Genomic DNA, 14,481 nt, shown 5'->3' with positions numbered 1-14,481 from the left:
CCGTTAGGGGGAGGCACCGCCGGTCGTCGATAGACAGCGATGAGATCACTATTTCGTCCTGTTCGCACCGGCAAATCCGGCATGGCGGGAACGACGGATAGCCGAGGTGCATCCGCTATCCGGTGAACCGTGCAGTATCGACCGGTCGACAACCACAAATTGTGACGCATGCCACCAAGCGGGCCGGTGGCATCGGGCCGAGGGCTTTCTAGCCTCGGCGGGTGCATCCCGACGACCCCATCGACCAGAAGCTGAACCCCGAGCCACCGGCGAGCCGTACGGCCGACGGAGCATCGTCCGAACGGACGACAGGGCGACACCGACGCGTGGTGACCCCACGTCGTGGCGTCCGTGCCCTGCTGGCCTCCACCCCGGTCCGGGTGGCCCTCGCCACCGGCGTGACCTGCTGCCTCGGCGCGGCGGCGGTGGCGACGGCGAACCGGGACGACGACGAGACCCCCCGGGCCCAGGTCGCCGAGTCGGTGGCCGACCGCGCCCTGGCCGCCGAGGACGACCCCGCCTCCCGCTCCTTCGACCGCAGTCCCTCTCCCACGCCGGCCAGCCCGAGCCCCAGCGCGTCGCCGACCGCCTCGCCGACGCCGAAGAAGACGACCTCCCCGAAGCCGAAGAAGGCGACCCCGGCCCCGCCGGCCCGCCCCAAGCCGGTCGCCGGGCTGACCCAGGCGCAGATGGACAACGCCAAGGTGATCGTGGACGTCGGCGTGGACCTCAAGATCCCGCGCCAGGGGCTGGTCGTCGCCGTCGCCACCGCCATGCAGGAGAGCACGCTGCTCAACTACGCCAGCGGTGTGCTGCCCGAGTCGCAGAACTACCCGCACCAGGCCATCGGCTGGGACCACGACTCGGTCGGGCTCTTCCAGCAGCGCCCCAGCAGCGGCTGGGGCAGCGTCCGCGACCTGATGCGGCCCGCGTACGCCTCGCGCGCCTTCTACGAGGCGCTGCTGAAGGTGCCGGGCTGGCAGCAGATGAGCCTGACCCTGGCCGCCCAGGCCGTGCAGATCTCCGCCTACCCGTACGCGTACGCGCAGCACGAGGAGCGGGCCGCCACGATCGTGGCGGCGCTGACCTGACCCGTCGTCGCCGGTCCGGCCCGTTCTCGCGTCTGCGTGGGCGACAGCCGGGCCGGCGGGGCCGGACCGGCCGCGACGGCGGGTCTCAGGCGCGCTTGGGCAGCACGACGACCCGGCCGAAGAACTCGTCGATGCGGTGCACGACGTCGTTGAAGTCGTCCAGGTCGATCGGCTTGGTGACGTACGCGTTGGCCTGCAACGTGTAGCTGCTGATGATGTCGGTGTCCGCGTTCGACGTGGTCAGCACGACGATCGGGATGGTCCGCAGGTCCTCGTCGTTCTTGACCTCGCCCAGCACCTGACGCCCGTCCATGCGGGGCATGTTCAGGTCGAGCAGGATCACGTCCGGCCGGTGCGCCCCGGTGTGCCGCCCCTCGCGGCGCAGGAACTCCATCGCCTCCTGGCCGTCGCTGACCACGTCGATGACCTTTTCGACGGTCGAGGTGGCCAACGCCTCCTCGATCATGAGCACGTCACCCGGGTCGTCGTCGACGACGAGGATGTGTACCGGGTCAAGGGTGCGTGCGCCCATCGTTGCCTGCCCTCAGGTCGTCGAGGGCGGAGCCTCTCGGCCCCGCGCTGGCGGGAAATCTAGCCGATCCCCGGGCGGTCCGTGGCCGCCGGGTCGACGGCGTCAGCACCGTACCCCAGCACCTCGGCGAGACCCGTCACCTTGAGCACCCGCTCCACCCGGCCGGTCGCGCCGGTGACGCGCAACCAGCCGCCCTCGGCCGCCGCCCGGTTGTCCCCCCGGACGAAGACCGAGATGCCGGTGGAGTCGCAGAACGTGAGGTCCGTCAGGTCGACCAGCAACCGGCGTTCCCCCGAGTCGGCCAGCCGGTCGATGACGGCGTTGAGTTCCCCGGCGGTGCTCATGTCGAGTTCGCCGGTGAGCCGGAGGCGGGTCGGCCCGCCACCGAGGCGCTCGGCGTACGTGACGGTGAACGTCACGGTGATCCCTCCCGCCGTACAGAGCCGGATGCTTGCAGTGGCGCAAGTATAGTGCCAGCCTGACGGCCGGCCGGATCTTACGCCCCGGCGGGTGCCGAGCGGGCACAGCGCGCCGCGACCACCGAGCGTCCCGACCGGAGGTATCCGGCGGCACGGGGGAAGTCCTGCAGGACGCGGGCGTAGTGGCTCAGGACGACGTCCACCGCGACCTCCGGCACGCCGCGACTGTCCAGGACGGCCGCCAGCCAGTCGACGAACTCGGTGAACAGCGTGTCGTCGTCGACATAGAGCGCGGCGGCCAGGAAGTCCAGGATGTGGCCGAGGTCGCTGACCGTCGAGTCGAGCTGTGCCGGGCTGTAGTCCCGGGCGGCCGGATGCCGCTGCGCCAGGTCGACCAACGCGCTGTCGATCAGTTCGCCGCGCCGGGCGACCAGGGCGGCGTACTCGTCGTCGGCGAGGTGCGCCAGGCTGGCGGCCGGCGGCCCGGCCCGCAGCGTGCGCTCGTCGGCGAGCAGACGGGCCGCGGTCGGACCGTCGGGCGCCCACAGCACGCCCAGACGCCGCGCCCAGCGGCCGTCCACCCCGAAGCCCCGCCCGCCGACCACCACCGGCACGTCCGCCCGCTGGCAGGCCTCCACCATGCGGTGCGCGTGCGGCAACCGCATCGGCAGCGCGCACGCCAGCGCGACCGCGTCCGCGTCGTGCCGGTGCAGGTACGACACCAGGTGCGCGGCGGGCACGCTGGCCCCCAGGAAGGTGACCTGCCAGCCGCGCAGCCGCAGCATCTCGGCGACCAGCCGGGCCGGCAGCGCGTGCCACTCGCCGTCCATGCAGGCCACCACGATCCGGCCCCGGGTGGGCTGCACCTGGCAGTACGCGGCGACCGCCGCCACCACCCGCTCGCTGATGTGGGTGGCGGCGTGTTCCTGGGCCACGCTCCACTCGTTGCGGGCCCACCGCTCCCCCACCTCGGCCTGGGCCGGGGCGACCAGGTTGAGCAGCACCCGTTCGGCCGCCACCCCACCGTCGAGCAGGCCCCGGGCCACCTCGATGGCGGCCGGCTCGTCGGCCTCGGCGAGACAGCGCAGATACTCCTCGTACGCGGTGGCGTCGAGGACACCCCTGGTCGCGGTGGTCACGACCCGGTCGTCCCGTCCCCGGGCGGGGCGGGCACCGCGTGCAGGTGCCGGTGCGAGCGCGGACCGGCGCCGGTGGCGCGCAGCGCGAGCACCGCGATGTCGTCGTGGTCGCGGTGGGCCAGCCAGTCGCCGGTGACCTGCTCGATCCGCTCGGCGAGGGCGGGTGCGGGCATCCGCTGGCAGCCGGTGACCGCCTGCACCAGCCGGTCGGTGCCGAGCTGCTCGTCGCCCCGCCGCCCGCCGCGCGCCTCGGTCACCCCGTCGCTGTAGAGCAGGCAGGTCTCACCGGGGGCCAGTCGGACGGTGACCTGGCCGACGCGCGGGTCCGGCACGACGCCGATGAGCATTCCGCGCAGCGGCAACTGCTCGACCTCGCCGGAGGCCCGCAGCACCAGCGGGGGCAGGTGCCCACCGCCGGCCAGGGTCAGCGACAGGCCGCCGTCGCGGTGCGGCCGGACCACACCCAGCACCAGCGTGGCGAACCGGCCCTGCCCGTGGGCCAGGGTGGTCTCCAGCAGCGCGTCGTTGAGCAGTTGCAACAGCCGGGCGGGCTGCTGCTCGACCCGGTGCAGCGCGTGCAGGCACTGCCGGAGCTGGCCGGTGAAGACGGCCGCCTCCACACCCTTGCCGGAGACGTCGCCGAGGAAGAACACCGAGCCGCCGTCGGGCAGCCGGTGCGAGCCGTAGAAGTCGCCGCCGATGCGCAGCCCCGCCTGGGCCGGACGGTACGCCGTACCCCACTGCACGCCCGGCGCCTCCGCCGGCGCCACCGGGAGCAGGCTGGACTGCAGGGTGTCGGCCACCTCCGCCTGCTCGCGATAGAGCAGTGCGGTGGTCAGCGCGGCACCGGCGCGGGCGGCGAACGCGCGGATCAGGTCGACGTCCTCCTCGGCGTACCAGTCGGTGGCCGCCCGGGCCACCAGCAGCACACCCGCGGGCGCGTCCCGGCCGGGTAGTTGCACCAGCCGGGCACACACGTCGGCGGCGGACATCCCGGGCAGCCAGCCCGCCTCGACGGCCTGCTCGACGAGCCAGTCGACGGTGTGCGGCTGGACGACCTGGAGGCTGTCGGAGACGGCCGGGGGCAGCTCGGTGGCGGAGAGCACGCCCCGGTCCACCACCGGCGCCTCGTCGTCGGCGCGGCTGGCCCGCCACCAGCGGACCCGGCCGGAGCGCGGCGCCATGACCAGCACCGCCACCTCCGCGAGGGTGGGTACGGCGAGTCGGACCACGGCCGCGGCGGCCCGGTCCGGATGCAGCGGGTTGCCGAGCTTCTCGCCGACCACGGCCAGGAAGGCGGATCTGGCCCGCTCGGCCGAGAGCGCGTCGGCGCGCGCGGCGCTCTCGCTGACGTCCTCCACGTACCAGCAGCTCCGACCGGCCGTCAGCGGCACCCGTCGGGCCCGGAGTCGGCGGCCGTGGTGAACGAATTCGGTCTGTTCGGTACGTAATCCGTCGACCGTGCCGAGCGTGCCGCCGACGGTGATCTCCGGCAGCAGGCGCTCGGCGACCGGGCTCACGTGCCACACGGTGTCGTCGGGACCGCACACCACGAGTCCCTCACGGAGGTGCTCGACCACCTCGGGCCAGTCGGCCGCGGCGTGGGAGCGCTCCAGGGCGGAGAGACCGGCGGTCCGGGGCGCATCTGAGCGCCATGCCGAGACCCGGGCGACACGCGGCGGGGTAAACCGTCCGTCGCCGGGCTCGAGATCCCTGACGTCGGCACCCGTCACCAGCTCGGCCCTACTCCTTGTCGATTCCGCACCCGCGTTGCGCGGGGTGCGCGGTCGCGTTCCTCCACCCACCCTACGCTGCTCCCGCCGCACCGCCACCCGGCAGCGCAGCCGGGTGGCCGGGCCTGCGGGAGGCAGGTCGGCGGAGGCGTCCGGGCCGGTCGCGCCCGGGAGGCGGGGCAGCTCAGGGATTGTTACGATCCGGAACGCCCCTGCCACCCACCCTGCGGAAGGCTGATCGTTGCTGTCACACGGTCGGAGACCCGAGTCGACGCCACTGAGCATGTCGGTCGACCGGGCCGATCCCCGGGCACCCGTGATCCGGGTGGGTGGCGACCTGGCCTACACCACGGCGACCCCGCTGCGGGTGGAGATCGACCGGCTGCTCGGCACCGGTCCCGCCACGCTCGTGCTCGACTTCGCCGACCTGCAGTTCATCGACAGCACCGGGCTCAGCGTCATCGTGCATGCCTGGCGTGAGGGGCAGCAGCACGGCAGCACGGTGGAGTTGCGCGCGGTGCCGCGCTTCCTGGAGACCATCCTCGACATGACCGGTGTCACCGGACTGCTCGCCCGTGCGGTCGGCGGCGGCGGACCGGCGACCGGGCCGGAGGACCAGCCGACCGTCACCGCGTGAAAAAACAGTCTCCGGGGAAAACGCCGACCCCGCGACTTGCGTCAGACGCACGGGCTGGGAGCATGGAGTCATGTCCTCATCGCTGTTGGCCATCGAGGTCAGCCGTCTCGACGCCGGGCGCGCCGAGCTGCGGCTGACCGGTGACCTGGACTTCGACAGCGCACCCGACCTGATCGCCGCCGTCACGGAGCTGCACCGTTCCGGCTATCAGCAACTCGTCATCGACCTCGCCGGGGTCGCCCTCTGCGACTCCTCCGGGCTGAGTGCCTTCGTGGTGGCCCATCGCCGAGGGTCCGACCCGATCCGGCTGGTCAACGTCAACCCGTCCCTGCGTCAACTGCTGGACCGCACCGGCCTGGCCGAGCTGCTGCAACTGCCGCCGGCCGTGGACGGCGACGGCATCACCGCGGTCGGCTGAACGCGCGAGACGCGGCCCGGCAGGGGTGGTCCCCGACCCTGGGACCAGGGGCCGGGGACCGGAGGATGGCTCAGGGCGTCGGAACCGGACGGGTGCCCATGCGCTGCGGCTCGGCGATGCTCTCCGCGTCGTCGGGAGGTCCCGCCTCCGGCGGTTGGAACAGATATCGGACGAACTCCCCGTCCGTGCCGTCGTCCTCCGCGCCGGGCCACTGGCCGGCACAGTCGACACCGATCACCTCCCGGCCGGTGCCGTCGGACTCCTCCAGCAACGCCCACAGCGTCACCGGGTAACACCGGGTGCTCTCGGCGGTCAGACGCCATCGCGCGTACCAGCCCGGTCGGGCGGGGACGATCTCGACAATCTGCTTCATCGGACCTTCCCTTCCGCGTGCCTCGGAAGTTCGTGCCTCACACCGGGTTCTCCGGCCATACCGATCGTCCGGCCGACGCGGGTGAGCGCCCCTCACCCGGGCCGGATGAAGCCTCCGGCGCATCCCGGGCGATCGTCTCGCCGTCCCGGGCGGTCGTTTCCTGCTCGGTGGCAACGGGAACGCGACGTGGTGAGGCCCGACGAGAACCGACGGAAGCGAGGTGTCACCGTGCGCAAGCAGATGGAGGGCGACAACCAGCGCCGCCGTGCTCTGGCCCGGCAGGCCCGCGAGCGCGGCATGCAGGCCGCCGACACCGGCGCGAGCCTGAGCGCCTCCAAGCAGCCCACGCACCTGAAGCAGGCCAAGCGCGCCGGCCCGCCGCCGGCCGGAAAGAGCCGCAAACCGGACACGACGCGAGGTGGACCCACACCTCCGCCGGCCGGCGTCGCCGCGAACCCTCGGCCCCGACCCGAGCCGGGCACGAACGCCCCAGGGATCACCAGCATGGGATACCGGGAACTCGTCGACGACGTCGTCCGGCGATCCGGCGTCGACTTCCGTACCGCCAAGGTCGGAGTCGAGTCGACCGTGCTCGTGCTGGCCGCGGCCCTGGAGGCCGGCGAACGCCAGCGCCTGCTGCGGGCGGTACCGGCCTCGCTGCACGACGTCGTGCCGGTCGACGGCATCCGACGCCACCAGGACCTGTCCGGGTTCCTGTCCGAGGTGGGCCGGATCAGCGGCCGTACCCCGGAACAGGCCCGCTACCAGGCCGAGGCCACGCTGGCGGCGCTCGCCGAGCAGGACCGCGACCTGGTCGAGTCGCTGGACGTACCGGACGGGTTGCGCGACCTGCTGGACCCGCCGGCAGCCGGCTGATCCCCGCCGCCGGGCGGGCGTCCCCCGCCCGGCGGCCGGTCAGCGGGCGTGGCTCGGCAGCTCCGGCGACTCGCTCTCCAACGGCACCGCGTCGGCGGGGATCAGGCCCAACTGCGCCGCCGAGCGGGGCAACGCGGCGTCGAGCAGCCAGTCGGCGCTGACCCGGGCCCGGTTGCCCGGCATGGCCAACAGGTGGTATCCCCGGGTCACCGCCTTCGCCGGCAGACCCGACAACGGCACCTTGAGCGGGTTCGCCGCCGCCTGCTTGCCACCGAGGTCGACCACCCAGCCGAGGTCGTGGTGCTTGTACGGCCGACGCCGCCCCTGCCCGTAGGAGGCGGCGATGTTGTGCGCGGCGAGCTTGCCCTGCCGCTGGGCGTGCTGGGCGGTCATCGTGCAGATCTCGCCGGGCCGGGTCAGGTCGGGCACGGCGGCGGCGTCGCCGCAGGCGTACACCTCGGGAAAACCGGGCACGTTGAGGTACTCGTCGACGACCAGCCGCCCCTTCTCCGTCCGCAGGCCCAGTTGCGCCACGAACGGGTCCGGGCGTACGCCGACGCACCAGATCAGGGAGCAGGTCGGCACGTACTCCCCGTCGGTGAGGGTGACCCCGTCGGCGGTGGCGACCGCCACCGAGGTGCCCATCCGCACGTCGACCCCGCGTCGGCGCAGCACCCGGTCGGCGGTACGCGACATCCGCCGGTCCAGCTCGGGCAGCACCCGGGGCGCGACGTCCAGCAGCATCCACTTCGGGCGGATCGGCAACCGGGGACGCTGGGCGGTCAACTCGTCGGTGAAGAGTTGCCCGTGCGCGGCCACCTCGGTCCCGGTGTAGCCGGCGCCCACCACCACGAACGTGGCCCGCGCCTGCTGCTCGGCCGGATCCTCGGCCTGCTCGGCCAACTCGATCTGGCGGACCACGTGGTCGTGCAGGTAGAGCGCCTCCGGCAGACCCCGGAAACCGTGCGCGTACTCGGTCACCCCGGGGATGGGCAGCAGCTTGTTGACGCTGCCGACGGCGAGGATCAGTCGGTCGTACGCCAGCCGGTTGCGCTCCCCCTCGGGCTGGGTGAACCCGACCCACCGGTTCTGCAGGTCGACGTGGTCGGCCTCGCCGATGACCACCCGGACCCCGTTCAACGTGCCGGTCAGCGGCACCGCGATCCGACCCGGCTCCACCACTCCGGCGGCCACCTCGGGCAGCAGCGGCAGATAGAGGAAGTAGTCGGTCGAGTTCAGCAGGACGATCTCGGCCCGGTCGCGGGCCAGCCGGCTCAGCGTCTTCGCCGCGTGGTACCCGGCGAAACCGGCCCCCACGATCACCACACGAGGCTTCGTCATTCCGGGCCCGTTCCCACCCCGCGAGCCGACAAACGTCGCCCCGGCGACCTACCGACCCACGGGTCGGTCCGGTGGCATCGGGAACCGGAGGAAGGTGGCGCCCCGCAGGTCCAGCCAGGCCCGGTCCGGTGCGCGGACCAGCCGCAGCATCACGTCTGAACAGGCCGGACAGCGGGCCACCAGTCCCGGCGCGTGCGAGTAGACCCGCAGTCCGGCCATCGGGCCGGCCGTGCCGCAGTGGGCGCAGCGGCCGGTGGCCGTGCTCAGGTCCACCGCGAACACCTCCCCCAGCGGGCCGTCGAGCATGTTCCCGTCCACGTACGGCAGCGCGGTCATCCGTGGCTCCTCTCAGCCGGTCGGGCCGAAGCGTTCGGTGCGTACCCGCCGTGCCGGGTGGCCCAGGCCGACGAGCAGGTCGGAGACGGTCTCCACGAAACCGGTGGGGCCGCAGACATAGACCAGCGGCGTCAGCTCCGGCGGCCAGCCGTGCGTGTTGACGTCGGCAAGGCCGAGCCTGTGCGGTTCGCCCGTCCAGCCGTCCGGCGCCTCGCGGGTGTAGACGTACGCGACGTCCAGGCCGGCGTCGTCGCGTACCCGCCGCCGCAGCTCGTCGGCGTAGAACACGTCGGTCGGGGTGCGGACGGAGTAGATCAGCCGGAACGGGGTGCGGCTGCCGGCGGCCCGACGGGCGCGGATCATCGCCATCAGGGGCACCAGCCCCGAGCCACCGGCGACCAGCAGCACCGGGTCGGTCTGCGTCGGCCGCCAGACGAACCAGCCGCCGATCGGGCCGCGCACCTCGATCGGGTCACCCTCTCGGTAGCCGTCGACCAGGAACGGCGACACCTCGCCGTCGGGCACCCGCTGGACGGTCACCTCGATGCGGTCGCCGTCGGCCGGCGCGGCCAGCGAGTACGACCGGGCGGCCTGGTATCCGTCGGATGCGGTGAGCCGCAGGTCCACGTGCTGCCCGGGTACGTGGGCGGGCCAGCCCGGCACCTGGAGCACCAGCGTGTGCGCGGTGGGCGTCTCGACCCGGCGGTGCACCAGCCGGGCCTGCTGCCACCGCATCCGCCCGCTCAATCGCCCTGGTACCGCTGCTCACGCCACGGATCCCCGTAGTCGTGATAGCCGGCGGTCTCCCAGAAACCGGGGGTGTCCTCCAGGCCCAGCCGGATGCCGCGCACCCACTTGGCGGACTTCCAGAAGTACAGGTGCGGCACCAGCAGCCGGGCCGGCCCGCCGTGCTCGGCGGGCAACTCCGCGTCGTCGTAGGTGTGCACCAGCCAGGCCCGACCGTCCGTCAGGTCCTCCAGCGGCAGGTTGGTGCTGTAGCCGCCGTAGGAGTGGGCGAGGGCGTAGTCCGCCGCGGTGTCCACCCCGTCCAGCAGGGTGTCCAGCGAGACGCCCTGCCAGGTGGTGCCGAGCTTCGACCAGCGGGTGACGCAGTGGATGTCGACCGTCGGGGTCTCCTGCGGCAGCGCCATCATCTCGGCCCAGGACCAGCGGTACTCCGTGCCGGTCTCGGTGGTGATGACGAACTCCCAGCTCTCGCGCGGCACCTTCGGTGTGGGGCCGGCGGAGAGCACGGGGAAGTCGGGTGTCAAGTACTGACCGGGTGGCAGGTCCGGTGCGTCGGCGCGTGGCCGACCCTGGAAGCCGGGCGTGACGATACCCACCGCACAGTCGTACCACGCCCGGCCCCGCCGCGGGGTCGGTCACTTCCGTTCGGTGACGACCTCCTTGGAGCCCGGCACCACGTTGCGGGTGGCGCGCAGGCTGGTGATCGTCACGACCGTCAGCACCCCGATGATGACCAGCAGGGACGCCACGGTCGGGATCTCCGGCACGCCCTCCCAGATGCCGTGCGCCCAGTGCAGGCCGAGCTTGACGCCGATGAACGCCAGGATGATCGCCAGGCCGTAGGTGAGGTGGACCAGGCGGCTGAGCGCGGCGTGCAGCACGAAGTAGAGCGCCCGCAGGCCCAGCAGCGCGAAGGCGTTCGTGGCGAAGACCAGATAGGGGTCCTCGGTGATGCCGTACACCGCCGGCACCGAGTCCACCGCGAAGACCACGTCGGTGGCGAAGACGGCCACCACCACCAGCGCCAGCGGAGTGAGAGCGCGGCGGCCGTCGACCCGCACGGTCATCTTGGTGCCGTGGTACTCCTGCACCACCGGCATGAACCGGCGCAGCAGCCGCACCGAGCGCATGTTGCCGATGTCCACCGACTGCTCGTGCCCGGTGAACGCGTCCCGCAGCAACTTCGCGGCGGTGAACAACAGGATCAACGCGAAGATCAGGAACGCGAAGTCCAGCGTCTGCAACGCCGCCGCACCCAACGCGATGAAGATGCCCCGCAGCACCAACGCCCCGGTGATACCGAACAGCAGCACCCGCTGGGCCAACTCGGTGGGCACCGCGAACGCCGCCAACAGCAGCATGAACACGAACAGGTTGTCCACCGACAGCGACTTCTCGACCAGATAGCCGGTCAGGTACTCGAAGCCCCGTTCCGAGCCGAACTCGGACCACACCCAGGCACCGAAGGCCAGCGGCAGCGCGATGTAGAAGGTCGACCAACCCAGTGCCTCCCGCAGGGACACCTCGTGGGGTTTGCGGGTCACCACGAAGTCGAGCACCAGCAGGGCCAGCACGCCCGCGATCGTCACCGCCCAGAGGGTGGGTGTACCCACCGACTGCAAACCGGCAGCAGCGTAGGACAATTCGGACATGGGGCCTCCTCGAACACCGTGTCATGTTCGAGGTCTCCTTCACCCACGTTTCGGTGGGCAACCACCCGAGGCACACCCGGGGCGCGCCGTACTGACCGGTATGGTTCGTGGGAAGTACTCCCCTCGTACCGCCAAGATTAGGACAGCCCGATCCGACCCGCCAGACGGGGGCACCTATCGGCGTCGACCGCATCCGACCAGGTCGGAACGCGCAGTGACGATGCCGGTACCGGACTCGGACACGAGCGCCTATCGTGATGACGGTGACCGCAGAGCAGGCGGCCGGCCCGCTGGCCGGAGTACGCGTGGTCGAGCTGGCCGGGATCGGTCCCGGCCCCTTCGCCGCGATGATGCTTGCCGACCTCGGCGCGGACGTGGTCCGGGTGGACCGGGCCACCGACGTGGACCCCTCGGCCTTCGGCACCGCCCATCCCGACCTGCTCAACCGGGGACGACGCTCCGTCGGCGTGGACCTGAAGTCCGCCGGTGGACGCGAGGTGGTGCTGGCCCTGGTCGACGGCGCGGACGCGCTGATCGAGGGATTCCGGCCCGGGGTGACCGAGCGTCTCGGTCTCGGTCCGGCCGACTGCCACGCGGTCAACCCGAAGCTGGTGTACGGCCGGATGACCGGCTGGGGGCAGGACGGACCGAGCGCCCCGTACGCCGGGCACGACATCGACTACCTCGCGTTGACCGGCGCGCTGCACGGCATCGGGCGGGCCGACGATCGGCCGGTGCCCCCGCTCAACCTGCTCGGCGACTTCGGCGGCGGCGGGATGATGCTGGCCCTGGGCCTGGTCTCCGCGCTCTACGCGGTACGCGGCGGCGCCACCGGCCAGGTGATCGACGCGGCCATCGTGGACGGGGTGGCGGTGCTCGGCACGCAGATCCACGCGTTGCGCGGGCTCGGCCTTTGGCAGGACCCGCGTGGCGTGAACCTGCTCGACGGCGGCGCGCCGTTCTACGACACCTACGAGTGCGCGGACGGGCGGCACGTCGCGGTCGGCGCGTTGGAGCCGCGCTTCTACGAGGAACTGGTCCGCCGCACCGGGTTCCCGCTGCCGGGCGACGAGGCACCGGACCGGACCGACCCGGCGAACTGGCCGGCGTTGCGTGCCGCCTGGGCGCGGCTGTTCCGGACGCGTACCCGGGACGAGTGGGCGGCCTTGCTCACCGCCTCCGACGCCTGCGTGGCCCCGGTGCTGGACTGGGCCGAGGCGGCGGAGCACCCGCACCTGGTCGCGCGGGACACGTTCGTGGTCCGGGACGGGGTGGTGCAACCGGCCCCGGCGCCCCGCTTCTCCGGCACCCCCACCTCGGTACGCCGCCCGCCGCCCTGGCCGGGCGAGCACACCGACGAGGTCCTCGCCGAGGTCGGCTACGCCCCGGAGCGGGTGGCCGCGCTGCGGGCCGACGGCGCGGTGGGCTGAGTCACCGGCGTCGCAGTGTCGCGCCGGGGGCCAGCGCGGGTTCGACCATGTCGCGGTAGTCGCGGGGCAGTTGGACCATCAGCGTGTCGAACTCGCCGGCCAGCGCCTCGCGCAGCGCGGCGAAGACCGCGCGGACCCCGCCTCGGGCCGCCGACGTCTGCACCCCGAGGCGGAACGCCACCCGGGCGGTGAACTCGTCGGCGTCGAACCGCTGCGCCGCCTCGCCGTCCGGTGTCGCCCGCATCGACTGCCGCAGCGGCACCGGCAGTTGCAGGGCCAGGTCCAGTGCCTCCCCGCCGGTCAGCCGCTCGGCCAACGTCGCCAACGTCGCCCGGGTCAGGTCCACCGCCCGCTCCGGCGTGGTGCCGGCCCGCCGGGCGACCTGGTCGACGAACGTGTCGTAGTCCATCGCGTACCCCCTCGGGCGGCGGTTACCCGGCGCGGCGGGCCGGAAACGGCGGCCGATTTTCCCCCGAGCCGGGCGTGACGGCGGCCTCGGCGGGTAACCGCCGCCGGTCGTGGCCCGATCGCAGCCGGGAGGAGCCGAACCCATGGCGAGTTACGCCGACGTCCTGCAGTACCTGTCCAGCCTGGACTACCCCGCCGGCAAGGACGACGTGGTCCGCGAGGCCGAACGCGAGGGTGCGCCGCCGGACGTGGTGCAGGCCCTGCGCGCGCTGCCGCCGGTGGACTACGCGAACAGCACCGAGGTGGCCCGTTCCGCGCACATCGACGCGAGCGAGACCGCCGACGACGCGCAGCGCGGCGCGGCCGGACGCGACAAGCGTCACCAACGGGTGTCGCAGCACCTGCGCAGCATCTGATCCGGCGGCCGGTCGACGGGCGAACCGCCCGGACCGGCCCTCGGCGTGTCGAGGTCGGTGCACCCGACAGGACTCCGACAGGCGGGCGCCCCGGCCGCGAACCGCGACCGGGAGCGCCGCTACGTAATCGCCTGCCCTGGTGGCACGGCGAACCCGAACCGGGTTGCCATGACCAGACGGCGACAACCACCCGAACCAGGTGGTTGCTACTGCGACCACCTTACCGCACGCCATCAGCCGAACGGACAGGGGGTGCCGACAAAGGTATTCATCCGGTCGGTTCGGCATACCGTCGCTCCAGATCGACCCGCGCCAGCGCCCCCACGAGCCAGGCGAAGCGCTCCGATTCGCGACCGCCGGACAGCGCGGCGAGGTCCTCGGTGGACCGGCCCAGTCCGAGGCGACGGGCCGCGGTCAGGGCACGCCGATCGGCCACCGGCCCGACCTCCCGCCACAGCGCCTGCGCCTCGCGGAGAAACAGGTCCACCGCCTCGCCGTCCACGCCGGGCAGTGCGGCCAGCAGGGCACGCTGCCGAGCCGGGTCGTAACCGGCGGCGGAGCGCAGCCGGCGCAGGTCACCGGCGTACTCGTCGCGCACCGCCCGGGCCAGATCGCCGAGCAGCGTGGCCACCGCGTCCACGTCACCGCGCCGGCCGCGCTCGCGCAGCACCCGGACCAGGTCGGCGTGGGGCGCGCGCGCCAGCCGGGCCGCGCTGTCCCACCCGGCGTCGGGCAGCGCGTGCGCGCTGTCCAGCGCACGCCGGAAGTCGCCCCGGCGGGCCAGCAGGACCGCCAGGCAGAGCACCTGGAACAGGCTGGCGGGGTTGTTGGTGACCCGGAAGCCGTACTGCTCGGCGAAACCCCGGCCGCTGCCGGCGAGCCGCCGGGCCAGGCGTCTGCGGTCCTCGACGGTGGAGACGGTGCTGGTCATGC

Annotated in this window: 17 protein-coding genes and 1 pseudogene; 6 read left to right on the top strand and 12 right to left on the bottom strand. The window is 72.9% G+C overall.

The genetic code is table 11. The features are described from left to right. Positions 1-221: 221 nt before the first annotated feature. The gene (locus ACIBO1_RS17900) at positions 222-1,091 is read left to right on the top strand and encodes a hypothetical protein (RefSeq protein ID WP_396747635.1); all 870 of its coding nucleotides are present in this window, start codon (positions 222-224) and stop codon (positions 1,089-1,091) included. An 85-nt stretch (positions 1,092-1,176) separates the two neighbouring features. Here the strand turns inward: ACIBO1_RS17900 and ACIBO1_RS17895 are convergent, their stop codons facing one another. From ACIBO1_RS17895 to ACIBO1_RS17880, 4 genes are all read right to left on the bottom strand, one after another. Continuing rightward, positions 1,177-1,623 carry a response regulator gene (locus ACIBO1_RS17895; protein ID WP_396747632.1) on the bottom strand — a complete coding sequence of 149 codons (447 nt, stop codon included), beginning with the start codon at positions 1,621-1,623 and terminating at the stop codon, positions 1,177-1,179. A gap of 59 nt (positions 1,624-1,682) precedes the next feature. Continuing rightward, on the bottom strand, positions 1,683-2,042 hold the full coding sequence (locus ACIBO1_RS17890; RefSeq protein ID WP_396747629.1) for an STAS domain-containing protein: 360 nt from the start codon (positions 2,040-2,042) through the stop codon (positions 1,683-1,685). A gap of 77 nt (positions 2,043-2,119) precedes the next feature. Next, positions 2,120-3,181 carry a B12-binding domain-containing protein gene (locus ACIBO1_RS17885; protein WP_396747626.1) on the bottom strand — a complete coding sequence of 354 codons (1,062 nt, stop codon included), beginning with the start codon at positions 3,179-3,181 and terminating at the stop codon, positions 2,120-2,122. Further along, positions 3,178-4,914 (bottom strand): PP2C family protein-serine/threonine phosphatase, encoded by a 1,737-nt coding sequence (locus tag ACIBO1_RS17880; protein WP_396747623.1) that lies wholly within the window; start codon positions 4,912-4,914, stop codon positions 3,178-3,180. Before ACIBO1_RS17880 ends, ACIBO1_RS17885 begins: the two co-directional genes overlap by 4 nt. A 283-nt stretch (positions 4,915-5,197) precedes the next feature. On the opposite strand from ACIBO1_RS17880, the gene ACIBO1_RS17875 reads away from it, so the two are divergent. Together ACIBO1_RS17875 and ACIBO1_RS17870 are read left to right on the top strand one after the other, a co-directional pair. Beyond that, complete coding sequence (locus tag ACIBO1_RS17875; protein ID WP_396747620.1) at positions 5,198-5,551, top strand: STAS domain-containing protein; 354 nt, start codon at positions 5,198-5,200, stop codon at positions 5,549-5,551. Between the two features lie 70 nt (positions 5,552-5,621). Beyond that, positions 5,622-5,969 (top strand): STAS domain-containing protein, encoded by a 348-nt coding sequence (locus tag ACIBO1_RS17870; protein ID WP_396747617.1) that lies wholly within the window; start codon positions 5,622-5,624, stop codon positions 5,967-5,969. A gap of 70 nt (positions 5,970-6,039) precedes the next feature. Here the strand turns inward: ACIBO1_RS17870 and ACIBO1_RS17865 are convergent, their stop codons facing one another. After that, on the bottom strand, positions 6,040-6,342 hold the full coding sequence (locus ACIBO1_RS17865) for a hypothetical protein (RefSeq protein ID WP_396747614.1): 303 nt from the start codon (positions 6,340-6,342) through the stop codon (positions 6,040-6,042). A gap of 228 nt (positions 6,343-6,570) precedes the next feature. Between ACIBO1_RS17865 and ACIBO1_RS17860 the strand changes: the two are divergent. Then, positions 6,571-7,215 (top strand): annotated as a pseudogene (locus ACIBO1_RS17860) (DUF2267 domain-containing protein); the annotation flags it as partial. A gap of 42 nt (positions 7,216-7,257) precedes the next feature. Here the strand turns inward: ACIBO1_RS17860 and ACIBO1_RS17855 are convergent. Genes ACIBO1_RS17855 through ACIBO1_RS17835 form a run of 5 tightly spaced genes read right to left on the bottom strand, consistent with a single transcriptional unit; the run spans position 7,258 to position 11,294 of the window. Beyond that, positions 7,258-8,559, bottom strand: coding sequence for an NAD(P)/FAD-dependent oxidoreductase (locus ACIBO1_RS17855; protein WP_396747611.1), 1,302 nt, complete (start codon positions 8,557-8,559; stop codon positions 7,258-7,260). A gap of 48 nt (positions 8,560-8,607) precedes the next feature. Further along, positions 8,608-8,895 (bottom strand): DUF6510 family protein, encoded by a 288-nt coding sequence (locus ACIBO1_RS17850; RefSeq protein ID WP_396747608.1) that lies wholly within the window; start codon positions 8,893-8,895, stop codon positions 8,608-8,610. A 12-nt stretch (positions 8,896-8,907) separates the two neighbouring features. Then, a complete protein-coding gene (locus ACIBO1_RS17845) occupies positions 8,908-9,630 on the bottom strand; it encodes a ferredoxin reductase (protein WP_396747606.1) in 723 nt (240 codons plus the stop codon). Positions 9,631-9,638: 8 nt separating this feature from the next. Beyond that, positions 9,639-10,238, bottom strand: coding sequence for a sulfite oxidase-like oxidoreductase (locus ACIBO1_RS17840; protein ID WP_396747603.1), 600 nt, complete (start codon positions 10,236-10,238; stop codon positions 9,639-9,641). 39 nt (positions 10,239-10,277) lie between these two features. After that, positions 10,278-11,294, bottom strand: a complete 1,017-nt coding sequence (locus ACIBO1_RS17835; protein ID WP_131055065.1) for a TerC/Alx family metal homeostasis membrane protein — start codon at positions 11,292-11,294, stop codon at positions 10,278-10,280. A gap of 257 nt (positions 11,295-11,551) precedes the next feature. On the opposite strand from ACIBO1_RS17835, the gene ACIBO1_RS17830 reads away from it, so the two are divergent. Next, positions 11,552-12,724, top strand: coding sequence for a CaiB/BaiF CoA transferase family protein (locus ACIBO1_RS17830; RefSeq protein ID WP_396747599.1), 1,173 nt, complete (start codon positions 11,552-11,554; stop codon positions 12,722-12,724). 1 nt (position 12,725) lies between these two features. On the opposite strand, the gene ACIBO1_RS17825 is transcribed toward ACIBO1_RS17830, so the two are convergent. Then, a complete protein-coding gene (locus tag ACIBO1_RS17825; RefSeq protein WP_396747596.1) occupies positions 12,726-13,133 on the bottom strand; it encodes a DUF2267 domain-containing protein in 408 nt (135 codons plus the stop codon). A 142-nt stretch (positions 13,134-13,275) separates the two neighbouring features. Between ACIBO1_RS17825 and ACIBO1_RS17820 the strand changes: the two genes are divergently transcribed. After that, a complete protein-coding gene (locus ACIBO1_RS17820) occupies positions 13,276-13,548 on the top strand; it encodes a DUF2795 domain-containing protein (RefSeq protein WP_396747593.1) in 273 nt (90 codons plus the stop codon). A gap of 268 nt (positions 13,549-13,816) precedes the next feature. On the opposite strand, the gene ACIBO1_RS17815 is transcribed toward ACIBO1_RS17820, so the two are convergent. Next, positions 13,817-14,479: a hypothetical protein gene (locus ACIBO1_RS17815; protein WP_396747591.1), complete on the bottom strand. Its 663-nt coding sequence runs from the start codon at positions 14,477-14,479 to the stop codon at positions 13,817-13,819. Between the last annotated feature and the right edge of the window lie 2 nt (positions 14,480-14,481).

The organism is Micromonospora sp. NPDC049903 (assembly GCF_044460945.1).
GTDB lineage: Bacteria > Actinomycetota > Actinomycetes > Mycobacteriales > Micromonosporaceae > Micromonospora.
This window is presented reverse-complemented; position numbering and strand designations above follow the sequence as displayed.